General features: G+C 37.6%; 16 protein-coding genes. 7 read left to right on the forward strand and 9 right to left on the reverse strand.

Annotation, left to right across the window (positions count from 1 at the left end; all coding sequences use genetic code 11):
* Positions 1 to 136 precede the first annotated feature (136 nt).
* From IW510_RS03695 to IW510_RS03710, 4 genes are all read left to right on the forward strand, one after another.
* A complete protein-coding gene (locus tag IW510_RS03695) occupies positions 137 to 1,288 on the forward strand; it encodes a hypothetical protein (protein ID WP_202057033.1) in 1,152 nt (383 codons plus the stop codon).
* Between the two features lie 34 nt (positions 1,289 to 1,322).
* Complete coding sequence (locus IW510_RS03700) at positions 1,323 to 1,733, forward strand: hypothetical protein (protein ID WP_202057035.1); 411 nt, start codon at positions 1,323 to 1,325, stop codon at positions 1,731 to 1,733.
* Between the two features lie 61 nt (positions 1,734 to 1,794).
* Complete coding sequence (locus IW510_RS03705) at positions 1,795 to 4,983, forward strand: InlB B-repeat-containing protein (protein WP_202057037.1); 3,189 nt, start codon at positions 1,795 to 1,797, stop codon at positions 4,981 to 4,983.
* A gap of 13 nt (positions 4,984 to 4,996) precedes the next feature.
* The gene (locus IW510_RS03710) at positions 4,997 to 5,554 is read left to right on the forward strand and encodes a hypothetical protein (RefSeq protein WP_202057038.1); all 558 of its coding nucleotides are present in this window, start codon (positions 4,997 to 4,999) and stop codon (positions 5,552 to 5,554) included.
* 742 nt (positions 5,555 to 6,296) lie between these two features.
* On the opposite strand, the gene IW510_RS03715 is transcribed toward IW510_RS03710, so the two are convergent.
* The 4 genes from IW510_RS03715 to IW510_RS03730 form a co-directional block, all read right to left on the reverse strand.
* Positions 6,297 to 6,671 (reverse strand): DUF6960 family protein, encoded by a 375-nt coding sequence (locus IW510_RS03715; protein WP_202057039.1) that lies wholly within the window; start codon positions 6,669 to 6,671, stop codon positions 6,297 to 6,299.
* A gap of 418 nt (positions 6,672 to 7,089) precedes the next feature.
* Positions 7,090 to 7,962: an ROK family protein gene (locus IW510_RS03720; RefSeq protein WP_202057041.1), complete on the reverse strand. Its 873-nt coding sequence runs from the start codon at positions 7,960 to 7,962 to the stop codon at positions 7,090 to 7,092.
* Between the two features lie 21 nt (positions 7,963 to 7,983).
* Entirely contained in the window at positions 7,984 to 8,967 is a 984-nt protein-coding gene (locus IW510_RS03725; protein ID WP_202057043.1) for a LacI family DNA-binding transcriptional regulator, read from the reverse strand.
* A gap of 13 nt (positions 8,968 to 8,980) precedes the next feature.
* Positions 8,981 to 10,462 carry a sucrose-6-phosphate hydrolase gene (locus tag IW510_RS03730; protein ID WP_202057045.1) on the reverse strand — a complete coding sequence of 494 codons (1,482 nt, stop codon included), beginning with the start codon at positions 10,460 to 10,462 and terminating at the stop codon, positions 8,981 to 8,983.
* 253 nt (positions 10,463 to 10,715) lie between these two features.
* On the opposite strand from IW510_RS03730, the gene IW510_RS03735 reads away from it, so the two are divergent.
* Both IW510_RS03735 and IW510_RS03740 read left to right on the forward strand, forming a co-directional pair.
* A complete protein-coding gene (locus IW510_RS03735; RefSeq protein WP_202057047.1) occupies positions 10,716 to 12,677 on the forward strand; it encodes a sucrose-specific PTS transporter subunit IIBC in 1,962 nt (653 codons plus the stop codon).
* Positions 12,667 to 14,280, forward strand: coding sequence for a glycoside hydrolase family 13 protein (locus tag IW510_RS03740; protein WP_202057049.1), 1,614 nt, complete (start codon positions 12,667 to 12,669; stop codon positions 14,278 to 14,280). Before IW510_RS03735 ends, IW510_RS03740 begins: the two co-directional genes overlap by 11 nt.
* Positions 14,281 to 14,469: 189 nt before the next feature.
* Here the strand turns inward: IW510_RS03740 and IW510_RS03745 are convergent, their stop codons facing one another.
* Positions 14,470 to 16,644 carry an alpha-galactosidase gene (locus IW510_RS03745; RefSeq protein ID WP_202057051.1) on the reverse strand — a complete coding sequence of 725 codons (2,175 nt, stop codon included), beginning with the start codon at positions 16,642 to 16,644 and terminating at the stop codon, positions 14,470 to 14,472.
* Positions 16,645 to 16,732: 88 nt separating this feature from the next.
* On the opposite strand from IW510_RS03745, the gene IW510_RS03750 reads away from it, so the two are divergent.
* Positions 16,733 to 17,524, forward strand: a complete 792-nt coding sequence (locus IW510_RS03750; protein ID WP_202057052.1) for a helix-turn-helix domain-containing protein — start codon at positions 16,733 to 16,735, stop codon at positions 17,522 to 17,524.
* 410 nt (positions 17,525 to 17,934) lie between these two features.
* Here the strand turns inward: IW510_RS03750 and IW510_RS03755 are convergent, their stop codons facing one another.
* The 4 genes from IW510_RS03755 to IW510_RS03770 all read right to left on the reverse strand — a co-directional run bounded on the left by IW510_RS03755 (position 17,935) and on the right by IW510_RS03770 (position 22,353).
* Positions 17,935 to 18,723 (reverse strand): MurR/RpiR family transcriptional regulator, encoded by a 789-nt coding sequence (locus tag IW510_RS03755; protein ID WP_202057053.1) that lies wholly within the window; start codon positions 18,721 to 18,723, stop codon positions 17,935 to 17,937.
* A gap of 172 nt (positions 18,724 to 18,895) precedes the next feature.
* Positions 18,896 to 20,230 carry a PTS sugar transporter subunit IIC gene (locus IW510_RS03760; protein ID WP_202057054.1) on the reverse strand — a complete coding sequence of 445 codons (1,335 nt, stop codon included), beginning with the start codon at positions 20,228 to 20,230 and terminating at the stop codon, positions 18,896 to 18,898.
* A 93-nt stretch (positions 20,231 to 20,323) separates the two neighbouring features.
* Complete coding sequence (locus tag IW510_RS03765) at positions 20,324 to 21,328, reverse strand: Gfo/Idh/MocA family protein (protein ID WP_202057055.1); 1,005 nt, start codon at positions 21,326 to 21,328, stop codon at positions 20,324 to 20,326.
* Positions 21,328 to 22,353: a Gfo/Idh/MocA family oxidoreductase gene (locus IW510_RS03770; protein ID WP_202057058.1), complete on the reverse strand. Its 1,026-nt coding sequence runs from the start codon at positions 22,351 to 22,353 to the stop codon at positions 21,328 to 21,330. The genes IW510_RS03765 and IW510_RS03770 overlap by 1 nt, the downstream gene beginning before the upstream one ends.
* Positions 22,354 to 22,457: the final 104 nt, after the last annotated feature.

Here is a 22,457-nt window from a genome sequence, read left to right on the forward strand (position 1 = left end):
ATTATGGGGCTTTTTCTCCATATTTTATTTTTATATAGTGAAAGATGAAGGAGGATAGTTCTATAACAACGGAAAAGTTCTTAGGCCACTTGTAACAAAAAATGAAAAATAGTGAATTATAGGAAGGAGTAATTATGTGAAGAAAAGAATGACTTTAGTATTGACGGGGTTACTGATCTCTGGATTTACATTACCAACAACCAGCTTTGCCCACACAGAGCACGGAAGTGAGGATGGAGCAGTTGTCGATAGTGAACAAGGGGATGTAAAAGACAGTTTGACAGAATTTTATCTAAACGTTGATAAAGATGCTGTAAACCCAGATGAAGGAAAAGATATTGTCGTAGAGCCTGGAGATGGAAATGAGGACGATAGCTACATAAGCTCAAAAGATGGAAGAATTAGCTACGATATCTTCTTTGATATTTCAGGATCTTTTAAATTGGATGTGACTATTCCATTGTATGTTTGTATGTATGCTTACGGGGTTGATGGTTCAGTTATTACTCCAAGCACTAATGCTTATGCAATTGAAAATAAAAGTCAAAACAAAGAAGGTTCAGAAGTATCAATTGGCAGAGTGGTTCAAAAAACACCCTATGTTCAAATTATCAGTAATGATCCTGAAGCGAACAATGGGCTTATTGAAGGTGTTTCTTACAGTGTTCAAGACAATAGTTATACATTTTATTCCAAAGCACCTGCTGATACTGCGGCTATTGAAAATTATAAAGATGTAAGCGGTATGGGCTACAACTCTTCTGGTAATTGGTATGCATTCTTCTATAAGGATGGAACTGGATTTGATTTTAAGAAAGCCACTGATTTAGATGGCAATGTTTTCAGAAAGTCTGTTTTTCCTACAGAAACAGATTCTATTCTTCTAGAAGTTGACGTTATGTATAAAGACGTAACTTTCCCTAAAGAAGAGGGAATCTACATTGGTTTATCAAAAGATAGAGCTGGCGAAGAAGGACTAAAAGTACGTGTGACAGAAATAAAATCTCATAGAACAACTTGGACAATGAAACCAGCAAATACTCCAGGGAAAAGCTTACAAGCAGGGGATTTTGTTATGACATTGAAACCAACTGCAGCAGTTAATCAAGATGTGATAGATGTATCAGAAATTATGGGAGGAAAAGATATTACTTCACAAGGCTGGGATATTGATGCAAATGACAAGTTAGGAATTGATATTTTTGCAAAAATTGCCGGTGGTTCTGTTAATAAGACAGAACACGTACCAGTCGTTCAAGTTTCTTATAAGGTAGTTCCTATTTTTTAAAGAGGAGCGATCTTGAAATAACAGGAGGAGAAAGATGAAAAAAAAGAAAACAATAATTATGATGGTCATAATTATTCTAAACATTTTAATCTGTTCTTCGACTCATGCTAGTGCAGATTCGCCAGATGTTTCTGATAAAGAAGCAGAAGTACATTATCCACCTGAGGATGAGATGGGAAATAATCAAACAACGTTTTATCTATATATCGAAAATACTACTCCCACTAGCGAAACACCGAAAAGCGCGGATAATAGTAAAAATTCCGAAAAAAAGGAGAACGAGAAACAATTTGTGAAAACTGAAAAGAATAATAAACCTGCAACTATGCCAAACATGGGCGAAAAATCCGATTATTTATCAATCTTATTTTTCCTAATCGGATTCTTCCTGTTTATTTCTGTAATAAGATACGCATATCGAAAAAAATTTAAACAAACTTTCTAGTTTTCTCAAATAAAAAATATCAGCTATTAAAAATCAGGAGGAGCGGAGGAGAGATATATACTTGTTTACTAAAAAAAGTAAAAGAAGAAAATGGTGCTCTCTATTTTTGATTTTTATCCTCACTTTGCCTCTATCCGAAATATTTCTAACAGAATTTGCAGCGGCACAAGAGAGCGAAAGAATTGAAAGTGGATATACTTCCCCACAACATGAAAACACAGCACTATCAGAAACAGAAGACTCAAAAGTGATTGGAGAGGATGAACCTCAGGACACAATTGAATCTGCGGATTCAATAAGTTTACCTCCAATTACAGAAAATACAGATGGTACAAAAAACTTTGAACAGGACGAAAATACGCCTTTGCAAGAACGAATTGACGGATTTCTTGAAATAATGGAAGCCCAAGAAGATGAAGTAATCAACATCTGGGTCACTTATAAAATAGATGGCGTAGAAAACAGCAGTACGATTGAGGCAGGAAACATCAAAGAAAAAATTAGGGACGTCGGACCAAATACCTTCTTCAATAAGGCAATTGTAAAAGACGACCAAATTGAAGTAGAGATAGCCTATATTACACAATTCAACGGTCACATCTATTTTTCTTTTGAGGAAAACCCAGATGTCGGAATTCTATTGAAAGGCAATCAAGACATAGTGTTGATCTATGAAAGTATTTACGATATTACCTATGAATTTATAGGTGGTACTGGTTCTGTAGGAAGCAGCCCGACAAAGGTCCGCTTTGGTGAAAATTTACTTTTTCAAGTAATACCTGAAAATGGGTCTAGAATTTTGAAGGTGGAATATAAAACACCCTATATCACAGACCCGATTACAGTTACTCTTGATGCTTACAATACTACCCAAATTCCAGTTTCTTCAAACATAACTGTCATGATAACTGTCGAAAACAACATCAATTTTACGCTCAGCGAAGGTCCTGGGACGATAAGCAATGGATATATCTGTCCAAATTGTACGTATGAGGAAAACTATGGAGGCTCTTCTACTGCTAGAAGCTTGAGCGACTTGGAGTTGGTTCCTAATGAGCCGTATTCCTTTATTATATGGACAGATAACAACGATCATACATGGCATCTGAACAATTTGGTGATTAATAAGCAAGATATACCAATTCCCTCAGAGTATGTGGCAGGCTCGACTAAAACAACTGAGTTTGAGGATGGCACAACAATAACTGTAACTTGCGTATCAACACCAAATTCCAGCGACCCAAGAGATCCTCATAGTGGTGGCAGCTGGATAAACCCTTCTCCAAGAAAATGGAAATACAAAGTTGATATTAGTAGTGTAAAAACAGATCTAGTCGTAGAAGGAAATTTTAAAGATGCAAAAATTGCAGAATTGGTAATAAAAGGCAAGCATGGTATCGAGCGTACAGGCCTCGCAAAAGAAAGGCGGCCACCTTTATCAATAAATCGTAATATCTATTATTCCGTTGAAGCGTCTGCTTCCTATAATGTACATGAAACATATACAGAAACGGGAGATAGATACAGCATTAACTTACTGACCTATAAAACACTCGCAGGCTACAATCCCTGGACAGTTAGTGTTGTGGGACAAGGAACTGGGGAACGAGAACGTTTAGACCCCCTAGATCCAGATTCCGTTATTTTTGAAACTACTGCAGAAAATATGAATAAAATAGAGCCTCAGTTCCGAAAATGGAATGAATTTTTAGTCGATACCCAAAATATGAATTTGACACATGCCTTTTACTTTGGTCCGGCTAATGATAAAGATCAGTGGGTTTACCTAAATGCATCACCCTACAAATACAAAATGCAATTTGATTTAAATGGAGGCACAGTTACAGATATACCACAAGGTTACAGTAAGGAAGGCGATTTTCTTGTCCGAGATAAAAGATGCACAGTTGAAGATCGGGAAGTCTTTCATACAATAAAAGAAATACCTAAACAAACTGGCTATGTATTTGCCGGATGGAAACTGAAAACTAGCGAAGACAGCACAATTTTTCGGTCCAATGCTCGATTTGAACTTACACCAGAAGCTCTAGAACTTGCTCAGGGAGATGCCAAATCAAGTGACGATGGAATGTCCTATACGTTTGTTGCACAGTGGGCTAAAACTTCATTAGGAGAAAAGAAAACGCCTATATTTATAAGATATTACGTGATGAACTCAAATTCAAAAGATCCCAATTCTGGTAAGTACTCTTATGAAGAACAAACAGAACAATATACTGTTACCTCTGGAATTGAGGGAAATAGTGTCGGATATCTAAAAAGATGGAGTCCTGGTGAAGGATATGCTTTAAATCAAGAAAAATCAACAACCACTATTGCACAATTATACGAGGAGGGTGCCCCCGGATACGAAGACAATAATACTCTTTCCTATTATTATGATGCTTTAACTAGCTACACCGTGCATTATTATAAAATAGGCAGCACAATCTCTGTAGCAGAATCTACAACTCTGCACGACAAGCCTGTTGGCAGTATTGTAACAGAGGCTCCCATAGATATTACAGGCTATTCCACAAAGGAAAGCGAAAAAAATCTTGAGCTGGAAGTCTCAGAAAATCAATTCATTTTTTACTACACACCACATACGTATACTGTCCGTTTTAATTCTAACGGCGGGTCCGGAGATATGGGCGACATGCTTCTTACTTATGGAGAAGAAACACCTTTATCAGAAAATCAATTTATAAATGCACGTTATCAATTTACTGGTTGGAGTCTCCAAGAAGATGGAGAACCTGTCTATCAAGATACAGCATCTGTAATTAATTTAACTTCTGAAGATAGCGATACAATCGATTTATATGCTGTTTGGGAATATAAAATCGATGTTAAAGTTCCTTTGTATGTATGCATGTACGGCTACGGTGGAGATGGTTCGGTTAGAGTACCAAATAATTATGGAATTACAAATTATTCCTTATGCGATATTCAAGTCGATTCTCTGACTATAAAAAATAATTGGACCCTTCTAAGTAGCGCAGAAATAGGTAACAATCGTCGCTTAAAAGCCGGTGAGCTCTATATGACGTTGATGGGGAATCCTATAAAAGTTGGTACAACAAATATTTCCTATAATTCAGATTGGAAAATTAGCAAGGATACCTTAGATGGCGATGGCTCTTTTCGAAAGATTGGGGTAACTGCGAGGATTGCAGGTGGTGCAAGTAATGAAACAGATGAGCACCATATAGTAGATGTATCTTATACTGTCAGAAAAAGTGAGTAAAGGAGGCATTTAAATGACATTGAATAAGAAACCATTAGATAAAAGAAACGAGACTCAAAAAAGCAGCAAAAAAAGAAATGTTTTAATTGTGTTGTTTATTTTACTGATTTTACTCCTTGTTTTTATAGTATTTATACAAAAATCAAAAGAAGATAAAGAAGATTTTTATGACCCGATGGCAGATACAGGAATTCTTCCGGGGATGACAAAAGATGAAATTCGTCAGCAGCTAGATCGTTTAGTCGAAGAAGGAATGCTAAATATTTCAATCAACACAACTATCTTTTTCCCTGACAATAAAGAAGATGGTAAAGCTGATATTGTGAATATCGAAAATAATCATTACGATTTCAAAGTCAATATCGTTTTAGATGACACAAAAGACATCATTTACAAATCAGGAGGCATTCGACCAGGACAGTATATTCAATATATAAAATTGGATAAAAAACTGAAAAATGGGACTTATGGTGCAACGGCTAATTTCATTGCCTATACGAAGGATCACAAACAAGCAGGAAACGTGTCTGCCAAAGTAAAAATAAAGATTGGTACCCAAGAGGACGATTAGGAAAGAGACGTTTGTATTGGATATAAATGATTTTATGGAGAGCCTTCAATGCAAAGAACAGAAAAATTATTATTTTCACTTTGGATGCAACCAATTTCTCACCGCCTCTTCTATAAAAACAATTCAAATCTAACAATAAGAAACACCTAATTCCTAGACTATGTCAGTCAATATTATGCTGAGTGATCGTTTCTAACAATCCAAGATAACTTTTAAAGATTCTCTATTCAACTATTGGTCATCTGAGATCAAAAAAATATCACTAGCTAGAGGGCCATCACAGCTTATTCCAAATAAAAACTACCTGAGTCTCCTCATTCTGAGACTCAGGTAGTTTTTCTAAAATATAATAAGATTTCTGTATTTCCTATTTTTCTATAGAGATTCTCTCCGAAGAATCGTTAAATTGCTGGCTTTAGCAGTCTTTTTCTTGTGTCGCTTTTGTTGAATTTTTCGACTTTGATCGATTGCATCCTGTTCTACCTGAAGTTGCTTCAAAGGTTTCTAATTTATCTGAAATCGATTTAACAATTGATGTTTTAAGATTGTTATAGAAATCTCTATGTCTAGTTAAACATTCCAAAACCATTCGATACTATGCCTTCAAAATATTAATGTTATCCATAACTATCTCCTTATTTCAAAATAGATTCACTAACAATCTCAACACTTTTTGGTAATTAATTGTACTAATGCTGTGTTTTTGTAAAAAAGATAGCAGATTTTGAATAGTTTAAAATAATCATTCATTTTTTTCCAACTCGTTTTCAAAGTACCTTGTACTCTTTTTCTTTCCATTGACAGATAATAAGTAGTAGTATTCTTTTTTAGAATTGTGCCACATAATATCTTCTATCTTCCCCAATAATGCTTTTTTCTTAACCAGCACATCTTCACCAAAATTATACTTTGGTTCTGGTAAAGCCTTAGAAAGAGTATCCTTTATTCTAAAAACATTCTCACCGTATCTAAAATTATTATACCCATCGTTTCCTTTTGTAAATTCAAAAACTTTAGTATTATTTGCATTTTTTGTAAACAGTTCTCTGTCATCCGGATGAATCAATTCATCTCCGTATTCATTAAACCATGGATATGTTCCCCATATTTTCTGCATGTTCTTCTCCTTCTATTTATATTCTGAAAATCCTGTAAAATCTTTATGATATATGTTAGAAGGCAAATTCTCAAATGCCTTTTCTACATCCTTCAAAGAAGATAAATCCGGTTTAAAGTGCCCACTACCATTATCTACACTATAAATCTTACCTCCACGTATGTCTACAATTCCAGCACCTTGAACAGTTGGATTTGCACCGCCAATATCAAACCTTTGATATTATGCTATCTAAAAAAATTATCATTCACTTACGATGCGGGGAACCGTATCACAAGTGAATGATATTCAGGGAATTTTATGAGACTCTCAAAACAATAATACTCAAAAAAAGACCAGGCATCAAATTGTCTGGTCTTCGGAAAATAATCTATAGTATTTTTCTGCTTTGCCCTCGTGTATTATTCATATCCTCTAGTTAAGCTTGCAGATATAAATCCTTTGCTAAAGCCAGGCATCCAATCACACCCGCGTTGTCCTCTAATTGAGGGGTAACAATGTAGGTCGATAAGTCTGGATATTTCACATAATCATTAATGAGCTTAGCAAATTGATCTTGAACTTTTTTTCTTAATTGTTCTTGCTTCATAACACCACCGCCAAAAATAATTATCTGCGGAGAAAAAAGTAAGGTCGTATTGTACGCACATTGTGCAATGTAGTAAGCTGCAATATCCCAAGACGCATCCTCTGGAGGTAAATCCTGTCCTTTTACCCCTGTTCTGTTCTCGATGGCAGGTCCTGCAGCTAACCCTTCCAAACAGTCATTGTGATACGGACAATTACCGACAAAGGTATCCTCAGGATGACGTCGAACCAACGCATGACCCATTTCAGGATGGCTAAATCCTTCAACGAATTGTCCATCTAATAAAGCACCACCACCAATGCCTGTTCCGATAGTATAGTACACTACACTTGATAACCCTTTACCGCATCCCGCAATATATTCCCCATAACAAGCAGCATTTACATCGGTTGTCCAAGCAACAGAAATATTTGCTAACTGTTCTTTTAAATATCCAACAAAATCAAAATTCTTCCACGCAAGCTTGGGTGTAGATGTAATATAACCATAAGTTTCAGACTCTCGTTTAACATCGATTGGGCCAAATGATCCGACTCCGATTGTCGTGATTGTATCAAATTTTTTGAAAAAATCAACAACAGACCGCATCGTTTTTTCAGGTGTTTCTGTAGGAAAGGATACACGCTCAATTATTTCTAAATTTTCATTTCCCACTGCACAAACAAATTTCGTGCCTCCTGCCTCGATCGCACCGTATAACATATTGTCCACTCCTTTTAAGGCTTATGTTGTTTGACCTTGGATTAGTTTTACCGGCAATAAATAATTTTTTTCAAGTTTTTTTTCTGGATTTTGGATTCTTTGTAGTAACAAGTCCACCAAAATTTCTGCATAGTCAGCCATTGGTTGAGCAATCGTCGAAAGTTGTGGGAAATAATTCTGAATGAATTTTGTCCCATCATACCCAATAATCTTGATTTGTTCAGGTACCTTTATCTTCAACTGCTGGCATTGATTATATGCCAGTATAGCCGTTAGATCATCCGTACAGAATAAGCTGTCAATGTCTTCTGTTTCTAAAATATGTTTGATTTCTAAATTTTTCAAAGCGGTTGATCTAGCTGTTGTTTGAATCTGAAAAATTTTAGGCTCTAAGTCGTGTTTCTCTAAAAAACTTAAGTACCCGTTTAAGCGAAAATTTGTAGGCGAATTTGATTCTTGTGATCCTGTAAGAATCGCAATTTTTCGTGCTCCTTTGACAAATAATGTTTCAGTAGCCAAATAGCCTCCCTGAAAATTATCACTGCCAATGATTGGAATATTATCAGCTAAATAACGGTCAAAAGAAACAATTGGCAGCTCGATATCTTCATACTCTGCGATTCCTAGATTATGAGCACCAGCTACGATTCCATCTACTTTATTAGCCGCAAGCATATTAATGTAATGCCGCTCTTTTTCTTTATTATTCGCACTATCACACAATATAACACGGTAGCCTAAATCAAATAGTTTTCCTTCTATTCCTTCAACAAGCTCTCCAAAAAAAGGATTCGCAACAGTTGGAAAAATCAGTCCAATCAATTGTGTATTTTTGCCTTGCAACGAACGAGCTAAAGAATTTGGTTGATAATTCAGCTCTTTCATTGCCAAATTTACTTTATCAATGGTTTTTTGGCTTAAGGAGCCATAATTATTAATAACACGAGAAACGGTCGTGGGAGAAACCCCCGCTTTCTTTGCCACATCTGTTAGTTTGACAACCATGCTACTTCATCCTTTATTGGTTAGTTTTCCGCAATTGCCATAATTTCCCTTGATAGTCTCCATCACAGTCCAGATGGATCCCTGTCTGATGTGCTTCTGGAAAAACGCGCATTGTTGCAACCTTTTCACCCTCATTGATGAAGATTTCAACAATCGAAGAATCTACAAATATCTGTAAATCTAATGGTTTTTGTTCGACTGTAAACGATCGAACAAAGCCATATTCTTCTGCAAAAACAGCACCAGCCTGACTACGGTCTACCGTTATTTTACCATGTTGGGAATCAAAATTAATCGTTAATCCTTTATTTTGTTCTTTATCCGTGCATAAAGTAATTGTTCCACTGGAAAGCGGGTCAAATGACAGCATTAATTCATACTGGTTTGTCTTTGTTTCAACAAAAGAATTGGAATCTTGATTAATATCAATCCCTTCACCTACACGTAATTGCTTCATCTCTGCGACTGGGCGCTGATACAACTTTTTGTCTTTTACAAACAGCTCTTTGACACTACTTAGGCAGTGGGCCCACTCTTCTTGATCGGTTGGATAATCGATTTCAGGTAAGCCTACCCAGCTGATGGATAATAAACGGTTGTCAGGCGCTTGAAATGCTTGTGTAGCATAGACATCAAACCCTTCATCCAGATTTTTTAACGTGGTAGGATGAACCAGCCGATTCGATTCATAGTCGTAAGAGTCTCCGATAACATACGTGTTAGGATAGATATTTTCATAAAAACAACTATCCTTTTCCAGTCCTTGAGGGCAAAAGATAAGTAGAGCAGCCTCTTCTGTCACTAATAAATTGGGGCATTCAATCATAAAACCCATTTTTTTATCGGTAAAATCTAATTCTCCCTTATACTGCCACGTCAGTAAATCAGAACTCTGATAAGTAAGAATCTTGCCTTCTTCTTCCTCATTTTGAGCACCTATAGCCATCAAATAACTATCCCTGTAACGAAATACTTGGGGATCTCTGAACTCAGATGTGTAGCCCGTCGGTGATGCAGCAAGCAACGGTTTTTCGATTTTTTGAACCGCTCCAGATTCATCCATCCAAGCACCTAACTGATAGGAATGGCGAACCCAATCTGCATCACGAACATTCCCGGTATAAGCAAGGAACAATTGGTCCGAAACAGGCAAAGCAGTTCCTGAATATACACCATGACTATCATACATCCCATCTGGAAATACCTTCGTGCCTTCTTCTTTCCAATCTACTAAATTATCAGATGTCAGATGATACCAGGATTTTACCCCATGAACAGCCCCCATTGGATATGATTGATAAAAGACATGCCACTGATTATTAAAAAATGAAAAACCATTTGGATCATTTAGTAAGCCTGTATTCGGTTGGATATGATACCCTAAGCGCCAGTTAGAATTGGCGACTTTCTCTTGCAGTAGGGCAAGGTGTGTTTTATCCCACTCTTGATAGGGACGATAACGTTCTTCTTTCGTCCAAATTTTTTTACTAGACATATGTACTCTCCTCGCAAGCGCATTCTTGCATATAGTTTAACTTTAAAGGCAAATATTGTCAAACGTTAATCAATTGTAAAACAACACAACCAATAACTCCTTTGTTTAATAAATTGAATTAATTGTCATACGTTTGACATTTATAAAAAATCTGATATACTTTGGATGTGAAAAAGCGATTTCATTTCCGGATTAAGCAGACAAATAATGAGGGTTGTTAAAATCGCTTAAATGACATTTAGGAGGAACGAGAATGGATTACAAAAAAGTGGCAGAGGAAATCAATCAAGCGCTTGGCAAAGACAACATTCAAGCAGCAGCGCATTGCGCGACGCGACTGAGGTTGGTTCTAAAAGATTCAAGCAAGGTGGATCAAAAGGCTTTAGACAATAATGACGCTGTTAAAGGAACCTTTGAAGCCAATGACCAGTTTCAAATCATTATTGGTGCCGGTGATGTAAATAACGTCTATGATGAACTAATAAAAATAACACATGTTAAAGAAGCATCGACAGCTGATTTAAAAGCAGTAGCGGCAAATGGTAAGAAGAACAATCCAATTATGGCATTTATTAAAGTATTATCTGATATTTTTGTTCCGATTGTTCCAGCTTTAGTTGCTGGTGGTTTATTGATGGCCTTGAACAATGTGTTAACCGCACAACATTTATTTGGACCTCAATCCATTGTAGAAATGTTTCCAGCTGTAACTGACATCGCTAGTATCATTAATTTATTAGCTTCTGCACCGTTTGCTTTCTTACCTATCTTGGTCGGCTTCTCTGCAACTAAACGTTTTGGCGGTAATCCTTATCTAGGTGCAGCCATGGGAATGGTGATGGTGATGCCCGATTTAGTCAATGGGTATGGTGTGGCCAATGCAATTGCAGAAGGAAGCATGAATTATTGGCATATCTTTGGGATGAATGTTGCCCAAGCAGGTTACCAAGGCTCTGTATTGCCAGTGTTAGTGGTTGCTTGGATTTTAGCAACTTTAGAAAAATTCTTTCATAAACGAATTCCAAACGCATTTGATTTTACCTTTACCCCAATGCTATCCATCATTATTACCGGATTTTTAACCTTTATCGTTGTGGGACCGGTTATGAGAATTGTTTCAGATGGTTTAACCGATGGACTTGTTTGGCTATATAATACAACAGGGGCAATCGGTTTAGGTGTATTCGGACTGTTTTATTCACCTATTGTTATTACAGGTCTACATCAAAGTTTCCCGGCAATAGAAACAACTTTGCTGGCTGATGTCGCGCGTACTGGCGGTTCCTTCATTTTCCCAGTCGCTTCAATGGCAAATGTTGGCCAAGGAGCAGCAACTCTTGCCGTCATGTTACTAACTAAAAATAAAAAGCAAAAAAGTTTAGCAAGCTCAGCAAGTATTTCAGCTATGCTGGGAATTACGGAACCAGCAATTTTCGGGGTCAACTTAAAACTTAAATTTCCATTTATCTGTGGCATGATTGCTTCAGCAGTTGCTTGTGTATTTATTGGTATATTTCATGTTTTATCAGTAGCAATGGGTCCTGCAAGTGTCATTGGTTTTATCTCCATCGCACCAAAATCAATTCCTTATTTCATGATTGGTATTGTCATCAGTATTTTAGTCGGCTTTATTACAACATATGCTTACGGCAAACGTCATATGGCTGTATTCGCAGATGATGATACTCGTTCAGGTGAAGCTGCGGTTGAAATCAATGAGGATCCTGAAGCTGAAAACAGCTCTGTTGAAGATGAAGTCTTAACTGGCCCGGTCAATGGAACACCGATTTCTCTAAAAGAAGTCAACGATCCTGTCTTTGCACAAGAAATGATGGGTAAAGGAGTTGCAGTAATTCCAGAAAAAGGGATAATTTACGCGCCGGCTGACGGGGAGCTGACAATTGTGCACGATTCAAAACACGCTTATGGGTTAAAAACAAGCCATGGTGCAGAAGTACTAATTCATATTGGAATTGATACGATAAAATTGAATGGAGAAGCCTTTGAAACTAATAAAAAATATGGAGATTTAGTGAAAAAAGGAGACATTTTAGGAACAGTTGATTTAGACGCTATCAAAAAAGCTGGCTTTGATTCAACGGTGATGATGATTGTTACCAACACAAACGACTATGAATCCATTGAAGTAATTGACACATTAACTGCCGATAGAAACCAAGGTCTACTAGCATTGAGTGCACACTATGAAAACTAATTGGTGGAAAAAAGCAACGATTTATCAAATCTATCCACGTAGCTTTAAGGATACGAATGCAGATGGTATTGGTGATCTTCCAGGAATTATTCAACATTTAGATTATCTTGCTTTTCTAGGAATAGACGCCGTGTGGTTGAGTCCTGTGTATCAATCACCTAATGAAGATAATGGCTATGACATCAGTGATTATCAAGCGATTGGTTCAGAATATGGAACAATGGCGGATATGGATAGACTCATTGAAGAAGCGAAAAAGAGAAACATCCGAATCATCATGGACTTAGTTGTCAATCACACTTCCTCTGAACATCCTTGGTTTCAATCAGCACTTCACAATACAGATAGTCCATTTCATGATTTTTATATTTGGAGAAAGAGCGTTGATGGAAATCCACCGAACGCCCTTCAATCAAACTTCGGCGGCTCAGCTTGGACATTAGTTCCGGAACTTGGAGAATATTATCTTCACTTACACGCAAAGGAGCAGCCTGACCTAAATTGGGAAAATAAAAAAATGCGTCAAGAGATTTATCGTATGATGAATTACTGGATTAAAAAAGGAGTAGGCGGATTTCGTCTAGACGTGATTGATTTAATTGGAAAGGAACCCGACCAATCAATTACTAAAAATGGTCCAAAACTCCACGAGCTATTACAAGAAATGAACCAGAACACCTTTGGAGAATACGATTTGGTCACGGTTGGTGAAACTTGGGGCGCAACACCCGAAATTGCTCAGCTTTATTCAGACGAGGACAGAGAGGAATTATCGATGGTTTTCCAATTTGAGCATATCAATTTGGATAAACAACCAGGCAAACGAAAATGGGATCTAAAAAAGCTTGATCCGAAAGAACTGCACCAAGTTTTTTCTAAATGGCAAACTGAATTGGCTGGCAAAGGTTGGAACTCCCTGTTTTGGAATAATCACGATTTACCACGAATCATTTCTCGTTGGGGCGATGATCAAAAATACAGAATCCTCAGCGGAAAAATGTTAGCAATTTATCTTTATTTTCTTCAAGGAACCCCTTATATATACCAAGGGGAAGAGATTGGGATGATAAATTATCCAGTAAAGTCCATTGATGAAGTCGATGATATTGAAAGTCGGAGAATGTACGATGAACGCATTGAGTTAGGGTATACAGAAGATGAAATCATTGCTTCTATCAATGCCAAAGGGCGGGATAATGCACGCCATCCAATGCAATGGGATGCTTCTAAACAGGCTGGCTTTACAGATGGTATTCCTTGGCTGCCTGTAGGAGATGCAACTGAAATCAATGCAGCAGCAGCTTTAGATGATCCAAACTCATTATTCTATACGTATAAAAAGCTGATACAGCTCCGAAAAGAGTTACCAATAATTACTGAAGGAACATTTGAAAGTATTCCAACAGACGATACAGCAGTTTTGGCTTACATTCGTAAAAATGAAGGAGAAAAATTATTAGTTGTTGTCAATTTTTCCGGTGACCCAACTCAATTCTTATTAGATGAAACACAACAAATCAAAGAGATATTAATTCATAATTATGAAAAAGAAATCAGTCAAACACTTCTTCCTTATGAAGCTTATGCCGTTTTACTAAATTAACAACAAGAGGTTGGGCCAGAAACGTTAAGCTTCAAGCAATAAGCTGGAATTCACGAAAATTGCTCCACAAATTTTTGCTGAATTTCAGCTTATTGTCGAAGAAGTTGCTTCTGTCCCACCGTTTTTTCGGATATAGGTATAGATAGGGCGTAGGATTTGAGTTATGTTCCAGTCACTTTAGTACATATTTTATTCTATGACGGCCCAATGAATGTAGAAACAGTGGAAATCTTCTTTGATCCTAGGAACAAGAATACCGGCATGATTTAATTCACTGCCACTATATATTTTTCCTGTACTCGTATCCTTATAAAGAGCCGCATCCTCAAGATATTTCGTTTTTAGATACTGAATCGTTTGTGCTGGTTGAGCAAGCCCATTGGAATAAACAAGAAGTGCTTCTGTTTCGTTTTTAAATAGCCAAGCAGTAGAGTAAGCTGTATCAAGCTCTTTTAAGCGATAAAATTGCCCAAACTGTAACAGTCTGCGATGTTTTTTATAAAATGTAATTTGCTCTTTTATCATTTCAAGGTCTTGTGATGCTTGCTTTTCTATAGCTAATTCATAGCCAAAATTACCACTCATTGCAATTAAAAAACGACTGGCTAAAGGCGTTTTTCGACCTACTTGATGATTCGGACTATCCGAAACATGAGCCCCCATCATAATCGGTGGGTATAGATAGCTATACCCGTATTGGATTTTTGATCGACACAACGCATCTGTATTATCGCTTGCCCAAGTTTGAGGCATATAGGCAACCATCCCAGGATCAAATCGGCCGCCACCACTCGAGCAGTTTTCAAAAAGAACTTTTGGAAATTGCTTTGTTACTTCAGATAGAATACGGTAAAGCCCTAAAACATAGCGATGGCTGACTTCTTTTTGCTGATCATTCGGTAAAACAAAGCTGCCTACTTCCGTTAAATGTCGATTCATGTCCCACTTTACATAATCGATTTTATTTGAAGAAAGATACGCTGTCAGCATCTGAATAAGATGTTCTTGAACTTCCGGCAAACTCAAATTTAAGACGAGCTGTTGTCTGCCTTGTGTTTGAGGGTAATCTGGAACCTGTAGACTCCACTCTGGATGACGCTCAAACAAACGACTGTTTACAGAAATCATTTCCGGCTCAAACCATAAACCAAATTTCATCTTTTGTTTGTGAATAACATCCGCAAGGTGCTCGATTCCATTTGGAAGTTTCGCTTTGTTGACAGACCAATCGCCTAAAGAGGTTGTATCATCCTCACGTTGGCCAAACCAGCCGTCATCCAAAACAAATAATTCAATCCCCAATGCATTCGCTAGTTGAGCCTGACGAACCAAGTCTTCTTCAGTAAAATCAAAATAATTCCCTTCCCAAGAATTAAGTAAAACAGGGCGTTCCACCTGTTGCCATTGCTTAGGAATCAAATAGGTTTGATATAGCTTATGGAACGTCTGGGAAAGCTGATTAAACCCTTTGGCACTAAAGTTCAACACAACCTCTGGTGTCTGAAAAGTTGCGTTCGGTGATAATTTCCATTCAAAGGTTTCCGGATTGATTCCGATTTGAATCCGCGTACTTCCATATTGCTCTACTTCCGCTTGAGCCACAAAATTCCCACTATAAATAAAATGGAACCCATAAACGTGTCCTTGATCTTCATTCGTACACCGATCAGCAAGCCCTAAGAATGGATGATGTTGCGGACTGCTAGTTCCTCTAGTTGATGCGATTTTTTGTACACCAGTATGGAGTGGTTGCCGATGGATAGTTGCCTCATTTGTATGTGCCCCATTAAGTGTTAGTAAATCAAAATCACAACGTGGAAAATCTAGAAGCATCGAACCAGCATTTTCTATATAGATTGCCTTTGCGCCATTATTCTTATACGCCACACTCCGTGTAATCACAGGAAGATTCTCGTATATTGTATAATACAGCACCATTTCAAGCGACTGGATATGGTCTACAAGATAAATTGCTAAGGTTTGCTCCTGCTCTCCTCTTAGTGATGGCAGTCCCTCTAAAGAAGGTTTGCCTTCTAAAATTTCAAAATGATCATACACAAAATCAGTAATACGATACCCGTCTATATTCCGAAACTGATAATTGCTCACTCGGTAATCTAAGCTGCCCTGTGTACTAGTTTCAAGCGGCAGCGTATTTAACGAAAAAGTGCGTTCTTCACTGATTGGATTCGTAGCAAAGCCGCGATCAATCATTTGCAGCTGATTGACCTGATGATACCCTGTCAAACGGGGACCAAAATATCTATGGGTAAGATATTTTTCTTTTTCGATACCAATGATATAGCTAATTTCATTATTGCTCAGGTGGAAAAAGTTTTGCGATGCATCAAAATAAATCGACATATTTATCATTCCCCTTCTTTTATTATGTATATGGTATCGAGTATAATCAGAAGTAACAAGAAGAAATTATTTCAAGGAGGGTAATAAATTGCAGAATTTCGTACGTCAGTTCCATTACATTAATGAACAACACTTCCCCCTAATCCGAGGGATTGGTATAGGACAAGGAAGTACTCATTATGATTGGGATGCACGTCAGCGAAAAGAACAACTGATCGTTTTGCAAGTGACATTAAGCGGTCAGGGCTTTATACAAATCGGAGAAAAAACTGTTCCCTTAACACAAAACAAAGCTTTTTTTGCTAAAATCCCTGGGAGTTATCGCTACTTCGGTGAGAATTGGCATTTTCTGTTTATAGAATTTTCAGGAAGTATGATTCAATGGTTGGATACCTCCGTTGCAATTGTTGAATTATCGGAGGGCTTCATTGAACGGCTGCGAGGATTTATTCTTGATCTAAAAACACAAGAAGTAACTGTTACACAAAATACTAAAGCTGCATTTACTCTTTTTGTAGATATCAAAGAAGAAGTGCAAAAAGAAAGCCAACAAAAAACAGCGACCATTGAAGCAGTAAAAAAATACATTGATGAACATTATTTCGAAGATATCAGCTTAGAGTTTTTATCTGAAAAATACGGCTTATCAAAATACAAATTGATTCGACAATTCGAAGCAGCTTATAACTCGCCACCAATACACTATTTAAAGAAAGTGCGTATTCTTCATTCACTATCGCTATTATGGGAGGAGGAAACAGTGGAAATAGTCGCAAGAAAAGTCGGATTTTCTACAGGAAACTATTTTAGTAAAGTATTTAAAAAAGAGATGAGTATCTCTCCTAGTGAGTATAAAAATAGAAAAACACACTACTATTAACAACTAACTCGTTTTTAATGATATCAACCCCACACTTTTACAAAAAGGAATCATATCCGATAAAATCAGATACGATTCCTTTTATTATGCTTTTCTATCCCTTGCAATTTCCTTGTTCAAGCTGTCATAATCACTTTGCTCTACTGTATCCTTAGGCACCTTCCTATCAAACGCTTCATCAATCATTTTTTGATTTTCTCAACCTAATCTACTTGGATAGATAGCAGATAAATTTTCGTCTTTCGTAATCTGTCGTCGTCATGATATTCTCTATCTTTATTACAGGAGTCTATCGCTTACTAATCTGTGTAATTTGTCTATTTCCACCAATTTCACGGCAGTCAAAAAGCGACTGATAGATACTTCTGCCAGTCGCCGAAATCCATTTGCTATCCTAACTCACAAAATTATTAATGATATTCAACAGGTTTCTTACGTTTTCGAGCAACAAGGCACGTATAAATCACATCAAGAAGATAATCAACTGAGACACCATATTGCAGTGAGGTCAGCTCGTAATGACCAGAATAGATATAGAGGCTATCGTTACATAACAAATCCAGCTTTCTATCGACATTGCTAGTCAGAGCAACCGTATAAATATTCTTACGGCGCAGTTCCAAAGCAGCATTGACCATGACCGGATTACAGCCGGTATGGCTAACAATGATTGCTATGCTGTCGTTATCCATCAATGTGTTGATATAAAAATCATTATAGGTATTAAAAACCTGCGTATTTATCCCTAAGCTGCTTAGTTTCAAACAGGTTCCCTGACCTCGTGTGAAATTCGCATCATTTGCGTAAAAGTCAATTCTCTTCGAGTGGACTAACCGATTGATGATCCGGTTCAAGGAATTTTTTTCTATCATTTGCTGCGTATGACGCACCGTTTCTCGATACAATCCCTCAACGGTCGCGGATAGTTCCATATTAGACGCCGTGACATCCAGCTTCGTGCGATCATTTTTCTTGTTTTGAGCATGCTCACTGACATAGCGTAATTGAAACTCGTGATAGCTTTTAAATCCCAGCTTCTTACAAAGACGATTGATTGTTGCCGGGCTAGTTAACGTCAAACTTGCCAGCTCTTTAGCTGTTCTATCTAAAGCTGCCTCTTGATTTTCCAAAATAAACTGAACGATTGCTTTCTCCTGATGGGTAAAGTTCGTGCCCTCTTGCAGTTGTTGAATAATCATTTCATCACTCCTCATTTTAGGATGTACCATAACACATGTACACCAAAATACAGTGGGAAAACCCAAAAGTCATTTTCTTTGTAAGCGAAACCACTTTTATTCATTATAGCATCCTAATCCGAGAAATAATTACTGATTCATAGAATATATATATGGCTTGTATCTGTTATTACTATGCTTCATTCACTTGAATCATTTCTGGTGACGGTGTATCTTCTTTCAGCTTTTCTGCAGTATCAATACTTTGATTATAGACTTTCCAGAATGGCAGATAAATGACGAATCCTATCGCAAAAGAAATAATCGGAATAAGTACAGTCTTCATATCCCCGGTTCCTAAAGGGCCTAACAAAAACGGCGGAGTTGCCCAAGGGACTACCGCATAGAATTTTCCAAAGAAGCTCGTGGACATCAAAAGATAGCCTACTCCTGAAGAAATCGTTCCGCTTAAAATAAAAGGAATCATCAAGTAGGGATTAAGCGCAATCGGCAATCCATAAATTACCGGCTCAACGATTGTAAAAATACCTGGTGCTAACGAGGTCAACCCAATCGTTCGAAACTGTTTTTTCTTTGAGGTGACCATTAAAAAGAGCAATGGCCAAACTGCAGCAGTCCAAATCGTTAATCGTAAAAGTCCGGTTTTGCCTAAACCAGCTAAAATATTCGGCAGGTCATAATTTGAAGACCCACCAGCTAAAGCGCTTGCATTTTGATCGATCCACATTAAACCAAACGGAGTGAATAACGCTAAAAACATATTATCTCCGTGAAGCCCGACGCTCCATAGCAGCAGACAAATAAAGGTGACCAACATCGCCATCCAAACACTATCAGAAGACGTAATGATCGGCTCTAATAACGTGTTCAGCCACGCAACCATGTCAAAGTCCAGAATCGTCCGAATCAGCCATGCGAAAGCAAAGATCGTTGCAAAAGGAAGCAATGCGCCAAAAGCATTTCCAATATTCGGTGGTACAGAGTCAGGCATCTTGATCGTGATATTTTTATCCAGGAAAAATTTCAAAATTTGAACCCCAATGATACTCGTGATAATACAAACGAACAAACCGCTCGCACTGAAGGAGGTGACAGATATCCCACCAGCCTCATCATAACCATTGATGGTAAAGATCAGGAATGTCGCCAACCCTAATAAACTGCAAGTCAATGTATTCATCTTTTTCTTTTGTGCATAATGATAAGGAATTGCAACCGCACAATATAAGGACATCAAGTTCATAGTCAAGCTGTTCATCCAGGCAAACTTTCCTGCCCATGGTGCCAAGAACCCAATCAATGGCTGACCGCTGGTTCCAACATCCGGTGATCCTAATACATACAGGATCAAGAAGATAGAGCCAATCATAATAATCGGAGTAACTGATACCAAACCAGATACAACAGAGGAGATGATATCTGTACTGGCGAATCTACCTAGTGGTTCAGATATTTTATTCGTAAAATCTGTTAGTCTATCCATTAAGCTTTTCTTTTGTTTATCCATTCGGAGAACCTCCTATTTTTTAATAGCTTATTTCAGGGATTACGGACACCTTCATTTCGCAACCCCTTCATTCGCTATATTTCTTTGTAGAATTTACTTATTTTCAGCATTAGTATCCGAAGGGAAAAACACATCCGCTGTTCTTCTTGCCTGTGTCTGTATTTTCATCGTTGCTAGTGAAATATCCATCAATGCATTGGCTTCTGTGACTTTCCGATTATCGATGATATCGCAAAATGCTGCGAACTCATGGTACATTCGATGCTTCCCTTCATTCAGCTCATAAACCTTTTCAACCGATGAATCATTCATCAATAATTTGAATTTGGCTACAACATTTGCGGAATCTTCAATGATGATACAGCCTTTATCTCCTTGAATGGATGTAACGATGGGCGCCTTACAATCCTTAGCTGCAATACAAACTGCCTTAAATTCATTGTAATCCATAGTCAAAATACCAGAAGTATCAATTCCTTTTTGAATATTCGCCTGATAGTTTACCTTTTCAGTTGTGCCAAACAACGTGACCATCAGATTTATATTGTAAATATTTAAATCCATCAATGCACCACCAGATTTTTCAGGATCAAAAGCCGGTTGAGTGATTCCTTGCTTGAATGCATCATATCTGGAAGAATACTGCGAATAATTGGCTGAGATTATTTTGATTTCTCCCAATGTCGGCAGCAACTCTTTGATTTTCAATACATTCGGTAAAAAACGAGTCGAAACAGCTTCTAAAACAAATAACTCTCGTTCTCTCGCTAATTCAGCTAATTCAACGGCTTCCTGATCGTTTGAAGTAAAAGGCTTTTCACAAATGACATGCTTATCCGCCAGCAGCGCTTTTTTCGTGAACGTATAGTGCAGATGGTTTGGAACGCCTATATAGATTGTCTCTATCGCAGGATTCTTTAGCATCTCACCGAAATCTGTATAACATTTTTTGATTCCATACTCTTTTGCCAATGTCTGAATAGTTGTTTCCTCAGCAGGTGTTGCACAAATCGCTTCTAATTCCATATCACTGACTTCACCAGCAAAGCTCAGCAGATCATGCACAATCATTCCTGCTCCTAATAAGCCTACTTTCATTATTTCGCCTCCCTCGCAATGTTCATCGCTGCTTCAATAATTTGTAAAACAGCGACAACTTCCTCATCTTTGACTATTTTTTCTGCATTACCGGCTAAAACATCAAAGATATTATCATAGATGATCCCGTAGTCTCCCTTTTCTACAGGAACTTTCATGTTCACTTCTTTTCCTTCTTGATCCACATAAGCTAAGGTGCCCCATAACGCTTCAGGGTACTCTTCTGCTGGTAGCGGGTAAGGACCATTGGGTTTTTCTTTCGAAGAATTATGCCCAAGTGACGGCATCAAGAAGCTGCCCTTTTTACCATGAACTGTAAAGCTTGGATAATCCAGCTTCACATAATAGCTGGTTTTAACAATTGCCTTCAATCCGTTTGGATAAAAGAAATCAATATCATAATAATCATCCGAAATACCAGGATTATCAATACTGCGCACATCATAAACCAATTTCTCAGGAACGCCAAACTCTCCAATGATTTGATCCACCGGATGAACAGCTAATCCGTAAAGTACTCCCATTCGCTTGTTAGCAGCAATTGCCGGGCGATAGTAATCATAATGAGATTCTACTTCAATCAATTCACCTAAAACACCCGATTCAATCACTTTGCGAACTGTCCGCATATCCGCATCAAAGCGCCGATTCTGATTCGCCATTGCCAATAGTCCTTTTTCTTTTGCGAGAGCAAATATTTCTTTTGCTTCAGCACTTGTCATGGCAAAGGGCTTTTCTGTCAGAACGTTCTTGCCATTTTCTAAAGCCATTCTACTGTACATCACATGAAACTGGTCAGGCGTGTTTACCACAATCAGATTGACCTCCGAATCCTGCATCACCTCTTCAATCGAAGAAGTAAATCTGATTGTCGGATACCAACTTTCACGTTCTAAATCTCCTACTCGATCTTCTTCTCTACGATAAATATATTTAACCTTCATTTTTTCTTTCCGCTCTTCAACATATGGCAGATGGTACTGACAAACACTGTTGCCAAAACCAATATAAGCAATAACTAACATAAATCTCTCCTCCTATTTCAACAGTTATTCATACATCAGAGGGTAGGAAGCATTTTATGTCCCAAACCCAACAAAGACCATCAGCTGATTGGTACAATTCCACC

Source organism: Enterococcus sp. BWR-S5 (assembly GCF_016745255.1).
Taxonomy (GTDB): Bacteria; Bacillota; Bacilli; order Lactobacillales; family Enterococcaceae; genus Enterococcus_L.

Excerpts from the sequence above, each read along its gene's own strand:
- IW510_RS03700 (WP_202057035.1), top strand. The coding sequence starts at position 1,323 with ATGAAAAAAAAGAAAACAATAATTATGATGGTCATAATTATTCTAAAC.
- IW510_RS03710 (WP_202057038.1), top strand. The coding sequence starts at position 4,997 with ATGACATTGAATAAGAAACCATTAGATAAAAGAAACGAGACTCAAAAA.
- IW510_RS03715 (WP_202057039.1), bottom strand. The coding sequence starts at position 6,671 with ATGCAGAAAATATGGGGAACATATCCATGGTTTAATGAATACGGAGAT.
- IW510_RS03720 (WP_202057041.1), bottom strand. The coding sequence starts at position 7,962 with ATGTTATACGGTGCGATCGAGGCAGGAGGCACGAAATTTGTTTGTGCA.
- IW510_RS03725 (WP_202057043.1), bottom strand. The coding sequence starts at position 8,967 with ATGGTTGTCAAACTAACAGATGTGGCAAAGAAAGCGGGGGTTTCTCCC.
- IW510_RS03730 (WP_202057045.1), bottom strand. The coding sequence starts at position 10,462 with ATGTCTAGTAAAAAAATTTGGACGAAAGAAGAACGTTATCGTCCCTAT.
- IW510_RS03735 (WP_202057047.1), top strand. The coding sequence starts at position 10,716 with ATGGATTACAAAAAAGTGGCAGAGGAAATCAATCAAGCGCTTGGCAAA.
- IW510_RS03740 (WP_202057049.1), top strand. The coding sequence starts at position 12,667 with ATGAAAACTAATTGGTGGAAAAAAGCAACGATTTATCAAATCTATCCA.
- IW510_RS03745 (WP_202057051.1), bottom strand. The coding sequence starts at position 16,644 with ATGTCGATTTATTTTGATGCATCGCAAAACTTTTTCCACCTGAGCAAT.
- IW510_RS03755 (WP_202057053.1), bottom strand. The coding sequence starts at position 18,723 with ATGATTATTCAACAACTGCAAGAGGGCACGAACTTTACCCATCAGGAG.
- IW510_RS03760 (WP_202057054.1), bottom strand. The coding sequence starts at position 20,230 with ATGGATAAACAAAAGAAAAGCTTAATGGATAGACTAACAGATTTTACG.
- IW510_RS03765 (WP_202057055.1), bottom strand. The coding sequence starts at position 21,328 with ATGAAAGTAGGCTTATTAGGAGCAGGAATGATTGTGCATGATCTGCTG.
- IW510_RS03770 (WP_202057058.1), bottom strand. The coding sequence starts at position 22,353 with ATGTTAGTTATTGCTTATATTGGTTTTGGCAACAGTGTTTGTCAGTAC.